Here is a 16,922-nt window from a genome sequence, read left to right as displayed (position 1 = left end):
CGGCCGGGGCAACAGCGAATGCGCTCCAGGTCGTTGCGGCGGCGGGACGGTTTACAGCTGCTTGTCTTCGGGATAGTTGGAATTGAAGGTGTAGGAGGCCACCGTGCCGTTGGCGTCGAAACGCACCACCAGATCGCGGCTGAGGGTGTCGCTCACTCCGTATTTGTAGGTGCCGTAGCTCCAGGTCTGGCGGCCGTCTTCCACCCCGGTGCGCCAGGGTGGGCCGAACATGTCGGCGATCTGGGCGCGGGTGGTTTTGTGAAGCTGAATCTGCGGCACCATGTGGACGTTGAAATCCTTGCCGGCGCTGACGCAGCCGACCAGCAGCAGGCCGCAGAGCAAAGGCAGCAGGGGCCGCAGGGTGGTGTGAAGCAATCGCATGGGGGTGTGTTCTCCGGATGTTCGTTGTTGTTTGCGCCGTGGCCGGTTCAGGCCTTGGCGTTTTCCTTGTTGAGCAGGGCCTTTTGCGCCGCCAGTTCCACTTTTTCGAGCAGTTCCAGCACGTCGATGGGCTTGAGGCAGTAGTCAAAGGCCCCGCCCTGCATGCCCTCAATGCCCGATTTTACCGAGGCGTGCCCGGTGAGGATGATCACCTCCACCAGCGGCCACCGTTCCTTGACCTTCTTCAGGCACTGGATGCCGTCGAGGCCCGGCATGCTCACATCCATGATGATCACGTCAACGGGCTGGGTTTCCAGGGTTTCCAGGGCGGCGGCGCAGCAGTCGGCCAGACTGAGCTGGATGCCCATCCGGGTCAGCCGCTTGAGGATGATCTCCTTGAAATCCGGTTCGTCGTCCACCAGCAGGAGATGGATTTTCAGGGCTGCTTCGAGTTTGAAAGCACGTTCATTTGTCATTGCTCAACATTTCCTCAATTTCTTGGATGAATTTTTGGCGATAGCGTTGGCATTGTTGGGGGTCGGCCATGACCATGTCGATCTGTCGGGTGTGGATGATCAAATATCCCAGCACCTTCAGTCGCCCAAAAAGAAAAGATTGCTTCCGTTTTTCCACCCGGGCGTTGAGCGCGTCGCCGGTCAACTCCACACGAAAATCAAAGCGCGCCAAAATTTCGGCCAGCAGCTCGATGCGTCCGACGCGGCGGGACTCGTCGGCCGCCCCGCCTTTGAAGCGGAAGGTGACGTACCGTTCGGTGCGCAGGCTGCTGATAAACGCCTCAATCATAGCATAGTGGTAGCCGAGCCGCACACTCAGATTGCAATAATTGCGAGACACCAAAAAATAATTTTTCTGGTTCATGTTCGAGGCCACGGCCGGATCAAGCCCCGGATTCATGGTCGATTGGAGGAAAATCGCTCCCATGCCGCGCATGCTCACCGACGGCGGCCCTTCCCAGGGATAGGCGTGCATGCCCTGCCAGATGGCGATCATCGGCGTCGACACCACCTCGGTGACGTTGATGAATTTGTTGACCGGATCGAATTCCGGGGCAAAGCCGTCGGAGAGGTTGATCACCCACCACTCCAGCGGCATGTTGTCCACCAGCCGTTTGGCCGCGCCCTGGGCAAAGTGGTATCGCTTGCCGAAATCGAACATCTCGATCACCGATTTCTCATGGCAAAAGCGGGTGAGGTCGTGCATGGTTTCACACAGGGCCGCCCTGAAGTAGGGCGAGGCTGGATCGGTCAGGTTGAGCGGCGTGATCAGTTTGAGCACCTCGGTCAGGGTCTGCTGCACCGGGCTGCCGTCCATGGGGTTGGGCCGTTTGCCCTGCTGTTCGAGCAATTCCTCGATTCGGCCCCGGTAGACGGCGCGGTTGGCGGCGTCGACCGTGATCGTCTCGCCGTTGACAAGCTTGTGGGTGGCCTGATCCAGCGACAGCAGCGAGGGCAAGCCAAATTCACGGGAGATGGTGGCCAAGTGGCCGGCCTCGCTGCCGGTTTCCGCGACCAGGGCGGCGGCGCGCTTCAACAGCGGCGCCCATTCGGGCAGGGGATGCTCAACCACCAGCACCGCTTTCTTGGGGAACTGCACCATGTCTTCATTGGTGCGGACGATGAACACCGGGCCGCTGCCGGCGCCGGGGCAGCCGGTGACGCCGCCGTGGAGCAGCAGCCGGTCGTCCTCAAAAATAACGCCCTCTTCGGCGCCTGCTGCGAGCAGATGCACCGAGATCGGCCGGCTCTGGAGCACATAGATGGTCCCGGTCGGATCAATCGACCATTCGATGTCCTGCGGCGAGCCGAAGTGGCGCTCAAGTTTCATGCTGATTTGGGCCAGTTCCACGGCCTGTTGGTCGCTGAGCGGGGCGCCGGCGTCGTCGGCGTCAAGCGCCTTGTCGACAATCCGGTGCGGGGCCATGCGCTCGACGGTGTAATGGTTGGTTTTCTTGGTGCCGTCGACAATGCCCTTGGCGCTGCCGGCGGAGAAGAAAACGTCAAGCGTGCCGATCCGGCCGCCGATGGAACGGGAATAGCAAATGCCGCTGACCGTGGCCTCAATCATCGCCAGGCAACCGACGCACATGATGATGTCCTCGTGGCGGTAGCCCTTGGCCAGGCGGTAGGTCATGGCCCGGGTGGAATACTTGGAGGCGAGCACGGTTTTGTAGGCCTGGATCAGGTGGTCGCGGTCAACAAAGAGTTCGGTGTGATAGAGGCCGGCAAAGGAGGCGCGGCCAAGATCCTCGCCGAGCGCGCTGGAACGCGCCGCCACCTTGACGTCGTGGTCGGTCATTTCCAGCAGTTGATCAAACTGATAGCAGAGTTGCCGCTCCAGTTCGGCCGGCAGCGGGCTGTTGATGATCAGTTGCTGCACCTCTTCGCTTCGGCGCAGCATGTCTTCGATGTCGTGCGCGTCGGTCTGCTGGAAGATGCGGTTGATCGCCGGGTACATGTTGTTTTCCAGATAAAACAGACGGCTGGCCGAGGCGGTGACCGCAAAGCCGGGCGGGATGTTGATGCCGGACAGGGAGCCGGCCTCGCCGAGATTGGCCATTTTTTCGCCGGTCTGTTCGACCATGCTGCGGTTGACCCGGGTGATGGGGATGAACCAGTCCCCCTCCACGGGGATAATCTCTTTGTCGATCACCGCATCAATCTGCTCCTGGATGCGGCTGAAGGATTTTTCCAAGTTGAGGTAGCGGCCGTCCCCCATCTTGCGCAGATTCTGAATCATTTTGAAGATGTTGACGGTCACCACCGTCGATTTGGAGCGGATGAAGGTCATGGAAAAGGTGCGGCCGTCACGCAGGGCGGTCTCCAGTTCCGACATGGCCTCCAGGGCGTTGTTGTTGGCGGTCAAGAGTTCACGGAAACAGCGGTACTTGGTGGTGAAAAGACGCTGCAGCTCGTCCGCGCTCAGGGTGGGCAGGATGTAAATGCCCAAGGCCTCTTTGATGCCGCTCCACAGTTTTTGTATCATCGCCGTCCCTAAAAAAAATGCTGCAGCAGAGTTCCCCCTACTGCAGCATCGTCTGAAAGAGCAATTAAATGATCAATGCTCCAACTTGATCCCCATGCCTTCAAAGAGGAACAACAAACCAAAACCGTACCACATGGTGTAGATCACGTAGAAGGCAAGGGCGGCAATCAACATAAACATCTCCGCTTTTACCGACTTCGCCTCGACCTTGTAGTAATTATACGCTGGTTCGATGGCCTTGGTCATGCAGTTTTTCACCAGCTTGGCCTGGTCGAACTGCTTGGTCTTGGTCAAATCCTTTTCCATGGCGGTCAGGGCCAGATACCAGGCGTTGAGGGCCAAACGCTCGTCAATGCCGTACTTGGCGGCAATGGCTGCGCCGTCGTTGTGGTACATCAGGTCGGCGTCCTTGAGCATCACGGTCAGCATGGCGCCGAAATCGCCCTTGACGCTCACCTTGACGTCCTCCACCTTGGCGGCAAAGCCGTTGACGGTGAACAGTTTGGCGGTGGTGGCCGCTTCTTCCGGGGTCTTCATCTTCATGCTGGTCGCAAATTCCTGACCAGCCACTTTTTTGACTTTTTCGAGCTGTTGATCAATGTAGTAGGCCGAGCCTTTGGACAACTGGTTGAAGAAGTTGTCGAGATAATCCAAGCCGTTCACCTTGCCGCCGTGCACGCCGGGGAAGAGCGGCGTAAAGATGGCGACCAGAACCGCGAAGAACGAGGCGATCAGAAGAAATCCGCGTGTTTTCAGTTGTGTTGAGCTAGCCATGATTAATGCGCCTCCTCAGCGGTGAGAACTTTGAGGTTTGAGAAAAAGCTGTAGAACACCCAGACGGCAAAGACGGTGATGATGATGAAAAAGCCGACATTGCCGATGAGGTCGACGATGTTCAATACACCTTTGGGGATATCAATGTACCCCATCTTGACCAATTTTCCGGGAAGAGCGCAGAGACGGTTGAGAAAACCGGCGGTAACGGTGACGGCGTAGAAGCCGCGGATGGTGGTTCCCGGAACAACCTTGGTGACGATGGAGCCGACCTGGATGCCGATCAGGGAGCCGAGCAGCATGCCCATGGCCAGGGTGTAGAAGATAAAGCCGTAGATGGCGTACTGACCGATGGCTGCGTAGCCGGCGGTGAACACGATCTGGAAGATGTCGGTGCCGACCGTGGTCATGGAGGAAACGCCCAGACCATAGACAAAGATGGGGAAGGTGAGGAAGCCGCCGCCCACGCCCATGATCGAGGCGGCCATACCGACGATGAAACCAGCGATAACCAGGAAGACGCCGGAAATTTTGCGGCCGCCGGGGGTCACGCCTTCGTCAAAGGTCAGCATCGGCGGGATGTTGATGGCCTGAATCCGTTTGCCCATGGGCGGGATTTCTTCGGCGATTTTCGTGGCGCCTGCTTCTATCACGACAGCTTTTTTGCGGCTTTTGAGGAAGTCGTTCATCGCGTAAAAGGCGAGAAAGCCGAGGATGACGACATAGATGCCGGTGATAAAGGTGTCGCTCAGCACCGGGTTTTTATCGTAAATGGTCCGGTTGATGTAGCCGCCGAGCGTTGAACCGGCAATAGCGCCGACCAGGAAGGTCACGGCCAACGAAACCGAGATGTTGCCCATCTTGCGGTGCAGAACCGAGCCCATGATCGCCTTGGCGAAGATGTGGAACAGGTCGGTGCCGACCGCGAGGATGCCTTTCACGCCGGCGCTCATCAGGGCCGGAGCGATGATGAACCCGCCGCCGGCGCCGATGCAGCCGGTGATCAAACCAGCGCAGACGCCAACCAGCACCGAGGCGCCGAAGATCAGGTTGGTGTAGTGGGAAGGTCCGTAGGCAGTCTTGCCGCCGATAAAGCCGGGAATGGCGCTGCTGACCTGATCGGCAAAACAGATGCCGCCGATGGCGATGGGCACCAGCAACAGCCCCAGCACCATCAGTCGTTTGCGGCTTTTGAGGATGTTGGTGGACATCTCCAATTCCCACTGCGCCTGGGCCTTGGCCCCTGCTATCATGAATTGGTTCAACTGACGAAAAAATTTCATTGTTTTCTCCTTTTTTGGTTCAATGACGCATCGTCGTTTGGTGTATAAATAAGGCTCCGCCCCCCTTAGCCCGGCAGCGCCATATCCTTTTTGATCTGAGCCATCTCAATCTTGTCCTGCTGAATCCGTTTGCGCTCGTAGGCCGCGTCGAGTTTCTCCATCAACGGATCCATGTCCATGGGCTTCATCAGATAATCAAAGGCCCCATATTTGATGCCGTTGATCCCCGACTCCACCGAGGCGTGGCCGGTGAGCATCACCACCTCGACCATGGGCTCGATTTTCTTGATCTCGCGCAGCGCCTCGATCCCGTCCATGCCGGGCATTTTGACGTCGAGCAGCACTACGTCGTACTTCTTGGCCTTGACCATCTCCAGAGCGGTGGCGCCGTCGGGCGCGCTGTCGCACTTGAGATCCCGTTTTTCCAGTTTTTTGACGATGATGTCTCTGAAATCCTTTTCGTCGTCCACTACCAGTACGTCATAGCGCGCCATGGTGTTCTCCCTTATTGATTTTGCGTTGATTGGGTTATAGGTACTTTGACGGTGAAGACCGTGCCTTCGCCCTCTTTACTCTGCAGTTCAATCGATCCGCCCAGGGTGCGGATGATGTTCTGGCTAATGGACAGTCCCAACCCGGTGCCCTTGCCCTGTTCCTTGGTGGTGAAGAACGGGTCCCAGATTTTTTTCATCACTTCGGGCGGGATGCCGGGGCCGTTGTCGGCCACCTCGATGACGATGTCGGTGGGGGTGTTGCTGGTGGTGATGGTCACCTTGCCGTCGTGGCCGACCGCGTCGAGGGCGTTGTCGATCAGGTTGAGCAGGATCTGCTGCAGCCGATGGCCCTCGGTCATGGTGGTCGGCAGTTGCGGGTTGAGGTGGAGGTCAATCTCGATGTTGTTGTGTTTGGCCTCTTTCTCCAGGAAGGAGAGGGTTTCCTCGACCACCTCGTTGACCTGCACGCTCTCCTGCTCGGCGCTGATCTTGCGGGCAAAGCCAAGCAGGCGGTGGGTGATGGTGGCGGCGCGCTCGACGTGGTGTTTGATCTTTTTGATGGTCTCGTTGTACTCGTCGAGGTTCTTGAGGGCGGCCGGGTCTTCCTCGGGCAGCAGTTCCTCGATCCAGCCGGCCTGGGCCAGGATCATCTGCAGCGGGTTGTTGATCTCGTGGGCCACGCCGGCGGCGAGACGGCCGATGTTGGCCATCTTCTCGATATGGGCCATCTGCTGATCCAGCGCCGCGGATTCGCGGTCGGCCTTGGCGACGTGGGCCACGATGAAGCGGCTGAGGAAGACCGCGATGACAAAGAAGAGAGAGGCTGTGATCACAATGATCATCAAGGTGCGGTTGAGGTGCTGACGGTAGGCGCCCAGCATGTCCGGCGTCTGGATCTTGAGGATCAACAGCCAGGTGTCGTTGTTGAGCCAGGCGGCGGTGTACAGGGTGTCGCCTTCCAGGGTGATTTCCGGGCTGCTGTGGTGGCGGAGCAGTTGCTTCTCGTGCTCGCCCAGGGTGGTCATGTTCGACTGCAGGCTTGGGGTCTGCAGCTCGCCGTCTTTGTTGACGATGAAGACGTCGCCGTGGGAGCCGATCTGGGCGCTGTGGAGCAGCGAGTTGAAGACGCTGGAATTAATGGTGGTGCGCAGCACATACCGCTTGAGGGGGTCTGTCAGGGCAACAACGAAGTGGGGGATCTTGCGGTAGCCGCTGAAAACATCACTCACATGTGTGCCGCGCACCAGCACTTCCGAAAACCAGGCTTGCTCCTTGTAGTTTTTACCGGTTACTTGATCGCGATACGGGCCGACATAGGCCAGTTGCTCGCCGTTGGTGTCGATGAGCTGCAGGTCGACCATCCCGCCCGCTTTGCTGATCGCCAGGAAGAGATGGTTGAGGTTGTCCTGGTTGTTGAGATAGTCGAGGGGGTAGAGGCTGATCAGGGTGCTCAGCAGATCAATCTGGTGTTCAAGGAATTTGTGGATTACGTCCTGGCGGTGTTGGGCCACCTGGCCGGCGGTTATCTCAATGTCCTTGAGGGCCACCTGCTTGGAGTTGTAGATCGAGGACGTGGCGATGATCAGGATGGGGATGATGCCGCAGATGAAGAATCCCGCCGCCATGAGCTTGGTCAGATGCGTGTAGTGTTTTTGCTTGTCTGCCACGGGGATTCTCCTTTCGCTCAATCGGCTAGCAACGCGTCGAGGTCGATCTCCCGTTCCACTGAAAAGCTGTGGATCGGGATGTTTTTGCCGAGCATCTTGCTGATGCTTTGCTCCGCCGCTTGAGAGTCCGCCTCTTGCTGCAGGAGGAAGATGACGTCGGGATCGAAGGTGATGATCTTGAGTTCAGTGGTGGCGTCGAACTCGATAAAGTCAAAGATGTAGGACGGTTGCTGTTTGATCCGGTAGAGCGCCCAGATGATCTTGGAGGTCATGGCCGGTGGAATCTCGGTCTGCATCAGGATGAAGAGGATCTTCTTGATGTTGCCCTGGAGCAGACGGTCAGGAATGCGGATGTTGTGGCGAACCAGGTGCTGGATCAGGTCGTGGGAGCGGATCAGCTGCTTGCCCTTGACGTCGATCACCGGCACCAGACCCTTTTCGATCCATTTGGCGAACCGCTCTTCCGAGATGCAGCAAATGGAAGCCGCCTGATCAAAACTCAGGTATTCCAGATCGTCGGGGTTGAGCATTTTTTTCAGTCCGTTGGTCATAGTCATGCCAAAAGGTTGGAAAAAATCGTTCACATCGGCATCTTCTCTACAGCAGGAAAGGGGCCAGTTTGTGCCACAAAAGACGTTGTTTAAATTTTTCTTATCAAAACAATAGATTGCGATGATGCGACCGGGTCGGGCGCCTGTTCGCGGACGGGGCGGGGCAAACTGGGGATGTGTAAAACGGGTGACAGAGAATACGGGTTGTTTCTCCATCTATCTGGAATAGCCGTATTTTTTCGGGTGTGTAAATTGGGTGACATCCGCCAGGGGCTCAGGTAAGATGTGTGCAAAAGCGGTGACAACGGAGGCGCGCATGGAGCAGAAAACAATCCAGATATTGGAGCGGCAACGGGAGGACTTGGTGGTCCGCGTCCTGAAGAAGCACGAGGAAATGGAGGCCGGCCGGTTTTTCACCGAACGCATCCTGGCCGGCATCACCGAGTTTTTTCTTCTCCTCGACTGCGATTTTCAGGTTATCCAGACCAATCGGGAATTCCTGGAACGCACCGGTTATCCGCCGCTTGCCGAGCGTCCGCTTGCCCTGGAGGATCTGTTCGAGGCCGACAAGGCGGCCGAGATTCGACGGATTCTGGCCAACGAGGAGTTCGAGGAGTTGCAGGCCCAGCTGCTGACCAGGGGCGGCGGCCAGTTGCCGGTGAAGATGCGCGGGTCCACCCACGTCACCCAGAACGGCCGGGTGCTGCACATGCTGATCTGCACCGACTGCAGTGAATTCTTTGAATTGATGGCCCAGATGCAGGAGGGCCAGAAACAGCTGATCCATTCCAGCCGGTTGGCCAGCCTGGGGGAGATGGCCGCCGGCGTCGGCCACGAGTTGACCCAGCCGCTCAACGCCATTCTCCTCTTTACCCGCAACTGCCTCAAGGCCCTGGACACGCCCGGGGATCACAGCGAGATGATGCGGGAGAACCTGCACATCATCATCGACCGGGTCAACAAGGCCTCCTCGATCATTTCCACCATGCGCAGCTTTGGCCGCAAGGTGGAGGAGGAGCGGGCGCCGGTCGATCTCAACGCCATCATCAGCAAAATTATCAAGTTCCTGGAGGCGCAGTTGCGTCTGAGCGAAATATTCCTCGATCTGCGCCTGGCCGAGCACCCCTGCGAGGTGCTGGGGGTCGAGGTCCGGCTGGAACAGGTGTTTCTCAATCTGGTGCAGAACGCGGTGCAGGCCATGGGCCGGGTGGTTGTGCCCCGGTTGACCATCACCAGCCGCATCACCAACTGCCTCAACCTGACCACCATGCAGAAGGAGCCCTATGTGCTGGTGACCGTGGCCGACAACGGCGAGGGCATCTCCGAGGAGCTGCAGAAAAAAATCTTTGATCCCTTTTTCACCACCCGCGAGGTCGGGGCCGGCATGGGCTTGGGGCTGTCGATTGTCGACCGGATTGTGCGCGGTTTTTCCGGCTACATCGAGGTGGAGAGCGTGCCCGGCAAGGGGGCCTGTTTTTCGGTCTACATTCCCCACCATCGGGCTGAGGCGGCGACAGCAGGCGCACAGGGGGAGACGGCATGAGCGGACCGGACGCGGTCGAGCCCGTCCCCGAGATCCTGGTCGTCGACGACGACCTTTACCTGCTGGTGGCCATCAAGCAGACCCTGACCCTCAACGGCTATGCGGTGCGCACCTTTGGCAACCCGGTCGAGGCCCTGGCCAGCATCGAGGGCCACACCTTTTCCGCCGTGCTGGCCGACATCCGCATGCCGGAGATGAACGGCATGGAGCTGATGGAGCGCATTCTCGAGAAGGACGCCGATCTGCCGGTGATCCTCATCACCGGCCACGGCGACATCAGTCTGGCGGTGGAGGCGGTCAAGAAAGGGGCCTACAATTTCCTGCAAAAACCGGTGGACGAGGACATCATCCTGGCCTCGCTGTCGCGGGCCATCGAGCGGCGGCAACTGGTGCTGGAGAATCGACGGCTGGAGCGGCAACTGATTGCCAGCCGCGAAAGCCGGTCCCGGTTTTACGGCCTGGTCGGCAGCCATCCGGCCATGCTCGGCCTGTATTCGCTGATCGAGGCCATTGCCAGCGAAAGCGATCCGGTGCTGATCGTCGGCGAAACCGGCACCGGCAAGGAATTGGTGGCTCGGGCCGTCCACGACGTCGGCCGCCGGGGCGCCGCTCCCTATGTGGCGGTCAACATGGGGGCGATTCCGGCGGAGATGATCGAATCCGAACTCTTTGGCCACGAGAAGGGGGCCTTCACCGGCGCGATCCAGCGCAAGGTGGGCACCTTTGAATACGCCGGCGAGGGCACCCTCTTCCTCGACGAGATCTGCTCGATGCCGGCCCAGCTGCAGTCCAAACTGCTGCGGGTGCTGGAGGAGCGCTCGTTTACCCGCCTGGGCAGCAACGCCGCCATTCCGCTCAAGGCGCGGATCATCGCCGCCACCAACCGCGACCTGGAGAGTGAAATCGTCAAGGGGACCTTTCGTCAGGACTTGTACTTCCGCCTCAACGTCCTGCCGGTGCATCTGCCGCCGCTGCGCGAGCGCAAGGAGGACATCCCGCTGCTGGTCGATTATTTCTGGAACGAATACTGTGGCGGCCAGAACAACGAGGCCCGTCCCTGTTCGCCGGAGTTGATCCGCCAGTTGATGGTCCAGGACTGGCCGGGCAACATCCGCGAGTTGCGCAATTTTGTCCGCCGGTATTGCGTGCTCGGCGAGCGCGATTCGGCCCCGGCGAGGATTGCGGCCCCGGTTGCCGAACCCGAGACCGTGAGCCTGCCCTGGAAGGAATACATGGACCAGCAAGAGCGGCTGTATGTGGAGCAGGTCCTGCGCAAAGTCGGCGGTCAGGTCAGCGCCGCCCACCAGCTGATGGGCATCTCGCGCAAAAGTTTGTACGACAAAATCAACAAATACCAGATCGAACTGCACCAGCTTCGGGAGAAGAACTGATCGCTCCCTCTCGGTTCATGGATTGGCGGTTCCGGGCCCGGAGCATAGTTTTGCCCGTCGTTCCAGAATGTTCCGATCCATCCCGCCTGTTTCGCCCTGTTCTGTTGCGTTTCGCGCCTGTGGCGGCACACCCGCCGCTCCGAGCGCTAAATTGCTGTAAAGTCGTGCTGTTGTTTTGTGGCTCGCATCTTGCTTTGACACAGGGGCAGGGCAAACAGCGCGCAGCGCCTGACGGGTCGACGGATCGCCGTTGACAGAATAGCGGGCGCGCCGGGAGCACGGTTCCTGCGAACATCCGCAGGCGCGCTGTGATTGCCGCCGCCGCAACAACCTCACGCAAAAATTTACTTCTCCAGGAGGAGCGCATGTCCGTCATAACCTTATTTAGCGGCAGTTATTGCCTGAGCGATCAATTGGTGAGCATGCTCAAGGAACAGGTGCGGTATTCCGTCATCACCGACGAGGACATCGTGGCCAAGGCCGCCGACATGTCGGCCATCAGCAAGAAGAAGATCGAGAACATCCTGATCAACAAACCTTCGATTTTTAACAACATCACCCATGAAAAGGAGCGCTCGCTGGCCTGGCTCAAGCTGGCCATGGCCGAGACCCTGCTTGAGGCGGACAACACCCTCATCGCCGGTTTGACCGGTCATCTGGTGCCCGACGAGATCACCCATGTGCTCCGCGTCTGTCTAATTGCCGACATGGGCTATCGGCTGGTCCAGGCCGGCCGGGAAACCCAGATGAGCGAAAAAGAGGCCGTGAGTCTGATCCACAAGCAGGACAAGGAAAAGGCCGCGTGGACCGACACCCTGTTCGGCCAGCCCGACCCCTGGAGCGCCTCGTTGTATGATCTGGTGATTCCGGTGGACAAAATCAAACTCGAGGAAGCGGTCCAACTGGTGGTCGAGAATCTGCGCAGCGAGGTCATTCGTCCCACCGGCGCCTCGAAGAAGGCGGAGCACGATTTCGTTCTCGCCGCCCAGGTCGAGGTGGCCCTGACCAAACACGGCCATTTTGTCAGCGTTTCCGCCCGCGACGGCGCCGTCACCCTGACCATCCATCAGAATGTGCTGTTGCTCAGCCGGCTTGAGGAAGAGTTGAAATCCATCGCCGGCGACGTGGACGGGGTGGTGTCGATTGAAACCCGTCTGGGCAAGGGCTTCCACAAGACCGACATCTACCGCAAATACGACTTCGAGACCCCGAGACTGCTGCTGGTCGACGACGAGCGCGAGTTTGTCCAGACCCTGTCGGAACGGTTGTCGATGCGGGACATTGACTCGGCCGTGGTGTATGACGGCGAATCGGCCCTGGACCTGATGGCCACCGACGATCCGGAAGTGATGATCCTTGACCTCAAGATGCCGGGCATCGACGGCTTTGAAGTCCTGCGCAAGACCAAGGAGACCCGCCCCAACGTCGAGGTGGTGATCCTCACCGGCCACGGTTCGGAGGAAGACCGGGCGGTGTGCATGGGGCTGGGCGCCTTTGCCTATCTGCAGAAGCCGGTGGACATCGACGAGTTGAGCGCCACCCTGAAACAGGCCTACGTCAAGGTTCAGGACAACAAGGCGGCATGAGCGCAACCGGGGCCGCCAGCGGCGCGCTGAGCCCTCGCAACGGAAAGGAGCGGCGGTATGTCTCTGTTTGAAAAGCTGAAACCTGTGTTTTGGAAGGACGATCACGCCTCCGGCCTGTACAAGCAGCTGTTCAACTATCGCCGCTTGTGGAAAAAGACGGCCCTCATTTCGGTGGTGATCGTTTTTCTGCCGCTGGTGCTGTTGACCGCCTACGAATACAAGGTCACCAAGGCGACCTTTGAATCCGAGGCCCTGGCCCGCTCCACCCGTTTTGTCGCCAAGACCCGGCGCACCGAATCCTTTCTGCTCTCCAAAAAGCGGTTTGCCCTGGAATTCATCATCCACGACAACACCTACGAGCAGTTGCTGCAGCCGGAGCGCCTGACCGCGCTGCTGGAAAACCTCAACCGGGGTCTGGGCTTGTTTGCCGATCTCGGGGTGATCGACGCCACCGGCGTGCAGCGCGCCTATTCGGGGCCTTTCCATCTTGAAAACGCGGACTATTCCGGCCAGCCCTGGTTCAAGGAGATTCAGAACCGGGGCATCTTCATCAGCGACGTTTTCATGGGGCTGAGAAATCTGCCCCATATCGTTATTGCGGTGAAAAAGACCCTGCCCGACGAATCGTTCTACGTGCTCCGCACCTCGGTCAGCATTGAACGGTTCACCGAAATTCTTTCCAACGAACAGACCGGCGAGGTGGGCGACGCCTTTCTTATCAACCACCAGGGGGTGCTGCAGACCCCCTCGCGCTATTTCGGCGACATCCTGACCCTGGCGCCGTTGAACGTGCCCGAGTTTTCCGATCACACCGAGGGCTATCAGCTCACGGACATTGGGAGCCGAATGGCCTCCATTTCCAGGGAAGGCGGCGCCAAACCGTTGCCCGCAGAGGCGGCTAACGGCACCCTGGTGGTCAGCTACGCCTATGTCGAAAATTCGCCCTTCATCCTCATGCTGGTCAGCCCCAAGGACGAGCTGATGCTGCAGTGGCGACAGACCAGAATGAAAATTCTCGTCTTTCTCAGCTGCGCCGTGGGCATGATTCTGGTGGTGCTGCTCGGGGTGGTTACCTATCTGGTCAACGCCATCTACGCCGCCGATCAGAAGCGGGTGATGATGCTCCACGAGATCGAGTATTCCGAGAAAATGGCCAGCATCGGCCGGTTGGCGGCGGGCATTGCCCACGAGATCAACAACCCGCTGGCCATCATCAATGAAAAGGCCGGGCTGATCCAGGATTTGTTTTTCATCAAGGAGCAGTACAAGCAGGACACCAAACTGCTGGGACTGATCGCCTCCATCGTCTCCTCGGTGGAGCGCTGTTCGGTGATCACTCGCCGGCTGCTCAGTTTCGCCCGGCAGTCCGACGCCAACGTCACCCGGATCAACCTGCGCAAGATCATCACCGAGGTGCTCAGCTTCCTGGGCAAGGAGCCGGAATACCGCTCGATCACCATCAACATCGACATTGAAGACGGCCTTGACGACATCGTCAGCGACAAGGGCAAGTTGCAGCAGGTGTTGCTCAACATCATCAAGAACGCCTTTGCCGCCGTGGAAGACGGCGGCCACCTGGCGATTGCCGCCCGCAAGGCCAAGGACGGTCAAGGCGTGGAGTTGAGGATTCGCGACGACGGCTGCGGCATTCCGCCGGAGGATCTGGCCAAAATTTTTGAGCCGTTTTTCACCACCAAGGGCGGTCGCGGCGGCACCGGGCTTGGGTTGTCGATCACCTACAGCCTGATCAGCGAAATGGGCGGAACCGTTCGGGTGACCAGCGAGAAAGACAAGGGCACCTGTTTCATCATCACGCTGCCGCTCACCATGACGGCAAACAAGGGGTAAAGGATGAAAGTACTGTTGGTAGACGACGAAGAAGAGTTGGTGGTCACCCTGGCCGAACGGTTGTCCATCCGCGACATCGACGCCGATTGGGCGCTGAGCGGCGAGGACGCCCTGCGCATGGCGGCGGACAAACGCTATGACCTGGCGGTGCTCGACATGAAAATGCCGAAGATGAACGGCCTGCAGCTCAAGGTTGAACTGCAGAAGCAGTGGCCGGCGATGCGGTTCATTTTTCTCACCGGTCACGGTTCGGAAGAGGATTTCGAGGCCGGGGCCTCGGAGGCCGGCGACGAATACTATCTGATCAAACCGGTCAACATTCAGGAACTGGTGGCGAAAATTCACGCCTCCTTTGACGCCGGGGAGGCGTAAATGGAACCGCTCAACGACACGCTCGACGCCGCCTGTTTGCAGGTTTTTGGCAAGATTTCCGCCGCAGTGTCCCACGATCTCAAAAACGTGCTGGCCATCGTCAATGAAAACGCCGGCTTGCTCGACGATCTGGCCCTGCGCGCCGCCAAGGGCGGTGAAATCCCCCTGGACCGGCTCAACGTCGCCACCAGCCGGATGCTCAAACAGGTCAAGCGCGGCGATGCGGTGCTGAAAAACCTCAACCGCTTTGCCCACACCACCGACGCGCCGCTGCTCCAGGGCAACGTCGCCGAAACCGTGGCCCTGATGGTCGATCTGGCCGGACGGCAGGCGGCGATGCGGGAAACCGTGCTTACCGTTGCCCCGGACGCCGCCATGATCAGCACCTGTCTGGTCTACCTGGAATCGTTTGTCTACCTGCTGCTGCGGCATGCGCTTGAGGTCCTGCCGCGCAAGGAATCGGTGGAGATTGCGGTTGCGGCCGAGGGCGAGACCGTGTGCATCCGGCTGGTCAATCCGGCCGGGCTGCCGCTGATTCAGGACGACGTCTTTCCTGGAGCGCAGGAAAAGGCGCTGATGGAGCGGCTCAAGATAGACCTGCAGGCCTTGCCGGGAACCGTTGCCCTGCGTCTGCCGGCAAGCCTCGCTTGAGGCTGGCTGGATGACGGCCGGCAATGGCCGGAGTTGTACAAACGCCAAGAACACTTTGCTGGAAGGAGGTCCCGATGGACGAACGAGTGCTGCTGATTGACGATGAACAGGATTTTATGGATGTGCTTGCCGAGCGGATGCGCGACCGGGGCATGCGGGTGTCGACCACCACGTCGGCGGTGGAGGCCCTGGACAAGGCGGACGAAGAAAACTTCGACGCCATCATTTTGGATCTGATGATGCCGGAGATGAACGGCCTGGAGGCCCTGACCCGGTTGCGGGAAAAAAATCCCGACCTGCAGATCATTCTCCTCACCGGGCACGCCACCGTGGAAAAAGGGATTGAGGCAATGAAGCTCGGGGCCTTGGATTTCCTCGAAAAGCCCATCGATATTCAGGCCTTGAACGCCAAGATCAAAGAGGCCAAGGCGCATAAGATGCTGCTGGTGGAAAAGCGCACCGAAGAGGCGATCAAAAACATCATCGGCTGCAAAGGCTGGTGAATGGGTCCCGGTCCCGACTGCGGCGTCGCCGTGGTCGGGCCGCGCGGATTTTTCTCCGACCCTGGTAGACTCCTCGTCGCGCCTGCAAGCGGGCTTGCGCATCAAGCGGAGGAGCGCTACAATAATGTCAGCGCCGATTGTTGGGTATGGATCAATCAGGTTGACAATCTGGAGAGAAATAAACGGATTGTCGACCGTTTTCGCGCGTTGTCGAAGCGTCTTTCGGGGGCTGAGCATGGAAAAGAAGCAGTGGAGCGATATTCCTTCTCTGGAAGGTCTGGAGATGGAATGGGATTATCAGCCGCGCAACGCCGACGGCAAGCGCGCCTTTCAGCGCATGACCACCAAGGATTTGGCCCAGATGTTTGGCGACCGGCCGATTGAGGTGCGAGTAGCCACTACCACCGCCACGGTCAGCGGCTCGCTGCGGGATCTGTGCGAGGGCGGTCTGGCCGTCACCCTCGGAACTCGGCTGGACGAGCGCCAGAACATCAAAGTGGGGCTGCTGCTCGGTTCCGAGAAAATCATAGCCAGCGCCCAGGTTCGCCATGTGCAGCGGCGCGACCGCGAATACACCGCCGGTCTGATGTTTATCGGTCTGGAACCGGCGACGCGGCGCTATATTGCCGGCGTTTATGCTTCCAAGGTGCTCCGCCACGCCGTCTAATTTTGTTTCTCAATCAAGCGAAGCATGATGCACAGAGCAAAACCTCGTCGACAAAGATGTGTCATTTCGAACGAAGTGAGAAATCTCTCGCCATAACGAGATTTCTCCTCGCTGTGCTCGTCGAAATGCCCGTTAAAGGGAATTGTCAAGCCGTAACCTGAAAAGCCTTTGAATAATCGAAGGTTTTCTGATGCACGATGAGTGTGTG

At 58.9% G+C, this 16,922-nt stretch carries 17 protein-coding genes; 8 read left to right on the top strand and 9 right to left on the bottom strand.

Translation table 11 applies throughout. The features are described 5' to 3' along the window. Positions 1-51: 51 nt before the first annotated feature. The 8 genes from RCH93_RS11795 to RCH93_RS11760 form a co-directional block, all read right to left on the bottom strand. The gene (locus tag RCH93_RS11795) at positions 52-381 is read right to left on the bottom strand and encodes a hypothetical protein (protein WP_306548609.1); all 330 of its coding nucleotides are present in this window, start codon (positions 379-381) and stop codon (positions 52-54) included. Positions 382-428: 47 nt separating this feature from the next. Then, positions 429-857, bottom strand: a complete 429-nt coding sequence (locus RCH93_RS11790; protein WP_306548608.1) for a response regulator — start codon at positions 855-857, stop codon at positions 429-431. Continuing rightward, the gene (locus tag RCH93_RS11785) at positions 847-3,384 is read right to left on the bottom strand and encodes a PEP/pyruvate-binding domain-containing protein (RefSeq protein ID WP_306548607.1); all 2,538 of its coding nucleotides are present in this window, start codon (positions 3,382-3,384) and stop codon (positions 847-849) included. The genes RCH93_RS11790 and RCH93_RS11785 overlap by 11 nt, the downstream gene beginning before the upstream one ends. A gap of 72 nt (positions 3,385-3,456) precedes the next feature. Beyond that, on the bottom strand, positions 3,457-4,158 hold the full coding sequence (locus RCH93_RS11780) for a hypothetical protein (protein ID WP_306548606.1): 702 nt from the start codon (positions 4,156-4,158) through the stop codon (positions 3,457-3,459). Positions 4,159-4,160: 2 nt separating this feature from the next. Then, a complete protein-coding gene (locus tag RCH93_RS11775; RefSeq protein ID WP_306548605.1) occupies positions 4,161-5,441 on the bottom strand; it encodes a sulfite exporter TauE/SafE family protein in 1,281 nt (426 codons plus the stop codon). A 65-nt stretch (positions 5,442-5,506) separates the two neighbouring features. Beyond that, positions 5,507-5,935, bottom strand: coding sequence for a response regulator (locus RCH93_RS11770; protein WP_306548604.1), 429 nt, complete (start codon positions 5,933-5,935; stop codon positions 5,507-5,509). An 11-nt stretch (positions 5,936-5,946) separates the two neighbouring features. Next, on the bottom strand, positions 5,947-7,602 hold the full coding sequence (locus RCH93_RS11765; RefSeq protein ID WP_306548603.1) for a PAS domain-containing sensor histidine kinase: 1,656 nt from the start codon (positions 7,600-7,602) through the stop codon (positions 5,947-5,949). Between the two features lie 17 nt (positions 7,603-7,619). Beyond that, a complete protein-coding gene (locus tag RCH93_RS11760; protein WP_306548602.1) occupies positions 7,620-8,186 on the bottom strand; it encodes a hypothetical protein in 567 nt (188 codons plus the stop codon). 283 nt (positions 8,187-8,469) lie between these two features. Here RCH93_RS11760 and RCH93_RS11755 point away from each other — a divergent pair, with 283 nt between their 5' ends. The 8 genes from RCH93_RS11755 to RCH93_RS11720 all read left to right on the top strand — a co-directional run bounded on the left by RCH93_RS11755 (position 8,470) and on the right by RCH93_RS11720 (position 16,714). Beyond that, positions 8,470-9,696 (top strand): sensor histidine kinase, encoded by a 1,227-nt coding sequence (locus RCH93_RS11755; RefSeq protein ID WP_306548601.1) that lies wholly within the window; start codon positions 8,470-8,472, stop codon positions 9,694-9,696. Beyond that, positions 9,693-11,087, top strand: coding sequence for a sigma-54 dependent transcriptional regulator (locus tag RCH93_RS11750; RefSeq protein WP_306548600.1), 1,395 nt, complete (start codon positions 9,693-9,695; stop codon positions 11,085-11,087). Before RCH93_RS11755 ends, RCH93_RS11750 begins: the two co-directional genes overlap by 4 nt. A 365-nt stretch (positions 11,088-11,452) precedes the next feature. Then, positions 11,453-12,673, top strand: a complete 1,221-nt coding sequence (locus RCH93_RS11745) for a response regulator (RefSeq protein ID WP_306548599.1) — start codon at positions 11,453-11,455, stop codon at positions 12,671-12,673. 57 nt (positions 12,674-12,730) lie between these two features. Next, positions 12,731-14,521: an ATP-binding protein gene (locus RCH93_RS11740; RefSeq protein ID WP_306548598.1), complete on the top strand. Its 1,791-nt coding sequence runs from the start codon at positions 12,731-12,733 to the stop codon at positions 14,519-14,521. Positions 14,522-14,524: 3 nt separating this feature from the next. Then, positions 14,525-14,893 carry a response regulator gene (locus RCH93_RS11735; RefSeq protein WP_306548597.1) on the top strand — a complete coding sequence of 123 codons (369 nt, stop codon included), beginning with the start codon at positions 14,525-14,527 and terminating at the stop codon, positions 14,891-14,893. Then, complete coding sequence (locus tag RCH93_RS11730; RefSeq protein ID WP_306548596.1) at positions 14,894-15,544, top strand: hypothetical protein; 651 nt, start codon at positions 14,894-14,896, stop codon at positions 15,542-15,544. It abuts the gene before it with no gap. Positions 15,545-15,618: 74 nt separating this feature from the next. Then, positions 15,619-16,047, top strand: a complete 429-nt coding sequence (locus RCH93_RS11725) for a response regulator (protein WP_306548595.1) — start codon at positions 15,619-15,621, stop codon at positions 16,045-16,047. A 235-nt stretch (positions 16,048-16,282) separates the two neighbouring features. Continuing rightward, positions 16,283-16,714 carry a PilZ domain-containing protein gene (locus RCH93_RS11720; protein WP_306548594.1) on the top strand — a complete coding sequence of 144 codons (432 nt, stop codon included), beginning with the start codon at positions 16,283-16,285 and terminating at the stop codon, positions 16,712-16,714. Here the strand turns inward: RCH93_RS11720 and RCH93_RS11715 are convergent. Beyond that, the coding region (locus RCH93_RS11715; protein ID WP_306548593.1) for a hypothetical protein at positions 16,711-16,922 on the bottom strand (212 nt) is incomplete at its 5' end. The two genes, RCH93_RS11720 and RCH93_RS11715, sit on opposite strands and share 4 nt — an antisense overlap.

Origin of the sequence: Desulfobulbus sp. (genome assembly GCF_030824455.1) — a bacterium.
Lineage (GTDB): Bacteria > Desulfobacterota > Desulfobulbia > Desulfobulbales > Desulfobulbaceae > Desulfobulbus.
This window is presented reverse-complemented; position numbering and strand designations above follow the sequence as displayed.

Excerpts from the sequence above, each read along its gene's own strand:
- RCH93_RS11775 (WP_306548605.1), bottom strand. The coding sequence starts at position 5,441 with ATGAAATTTTTTCGTCAGTTGAACCAATTCATGATAGCAGGGGCCAAG.
- RCH93_RS11795 (WP_306548609.1), bottom strand. The coding sequence starts at position 381 with ATGCGATTGCTTCACACCACCCTGCGGCCCCTGCTGCCTTTGCTCTGC.
- RCH93_RS11785 (WP_306548607.1), bottom strand. The coding sequence starts at position 3,384 with ATGATACAAAAACTGTGGAGCGGCATCAAAGAGGCCTTGGGCATTTAC.
- RCH93_RS11780 (WP_306548606.1), bottom strand. The coding sequence starts at position 4,158 with ATGGCTAGCTCAACACAACTGAAAACACGCGGATTTCTTCTGATCGCC.
- RCH93_RS11770 (WP_306548604.1), bottom strand. The coding sequence starts at position 5,935 with ATGGCGCGCTATGACGTACTGGTAGTGGACGACGAAAAGGATTTCAGA.
- RCH93_RS11740 (WP_306548598.1), top strand. The coding sequence starts at position 12,731 with ATGTCTCTGTTTGAAAAGCTGAAACCTGTGTTTTGGAAGGACGATCAC.
- RCH93_RS11735 (WP_306548597.1), top strand. The coding sequence starts at position 14,525 with ATGAAAGTACTGTTGGTAGACGACGAAGAAGAGTTGGTGGTCACCCTG.
- RCH93_RS11745 (WP_306548599.1), top strand. The coding sequence starts at position 11,453 with ATGTCCGTCATAACCTTATTTAGCGGCAGTTATTGCCTGAGCGATCAA.
- RCH93_RS11750 (WP_306548600.1), top strand. The coding sequence starts at position 9,693 with ATGAGCGGACCGGACGCGGTCGAGCCCGTCCCCGAGATCCTGGTCGTC.
- RCH93_RS11720 (WP_306548594.1), top strand. The coding sequence starts at position 16,283 with ATGGAAAAGAAGCAGTGGAGCGATATTCCTTCTCTGGAAGGTCTGGAG.
- RCH93_RS11725 (WP_306548595.1), top strand. The coding sequence starts at position 15,619 with ATGGACGAACGAGTGCTGCTGATTGACGATGAACAGGATTTTATGGAT.
- RCH93_RS11790 (WP_306548608.1), bottom strand. The coding sequence starts at position 857 with ATGACAAATGAACGTGCTTTCAAACTCGAAGCAGCCCTGAAAATCCAT.
- RCH93_RS11730 (WP_306548596.1), top strand. The coding sequence starts at position 14,894 with ATGGAACCGCTCAACGACACGCTCGACGCCGCCTGTTTGCAGGTTTTT.
- RCH93_RS11755 (WP_306548601.1), top strand. The coding sequence starts at position 8,470 with ATGGAGCAGAAAACAATCCAGATATTGGAGCGGCAACGGGAGGACTTG.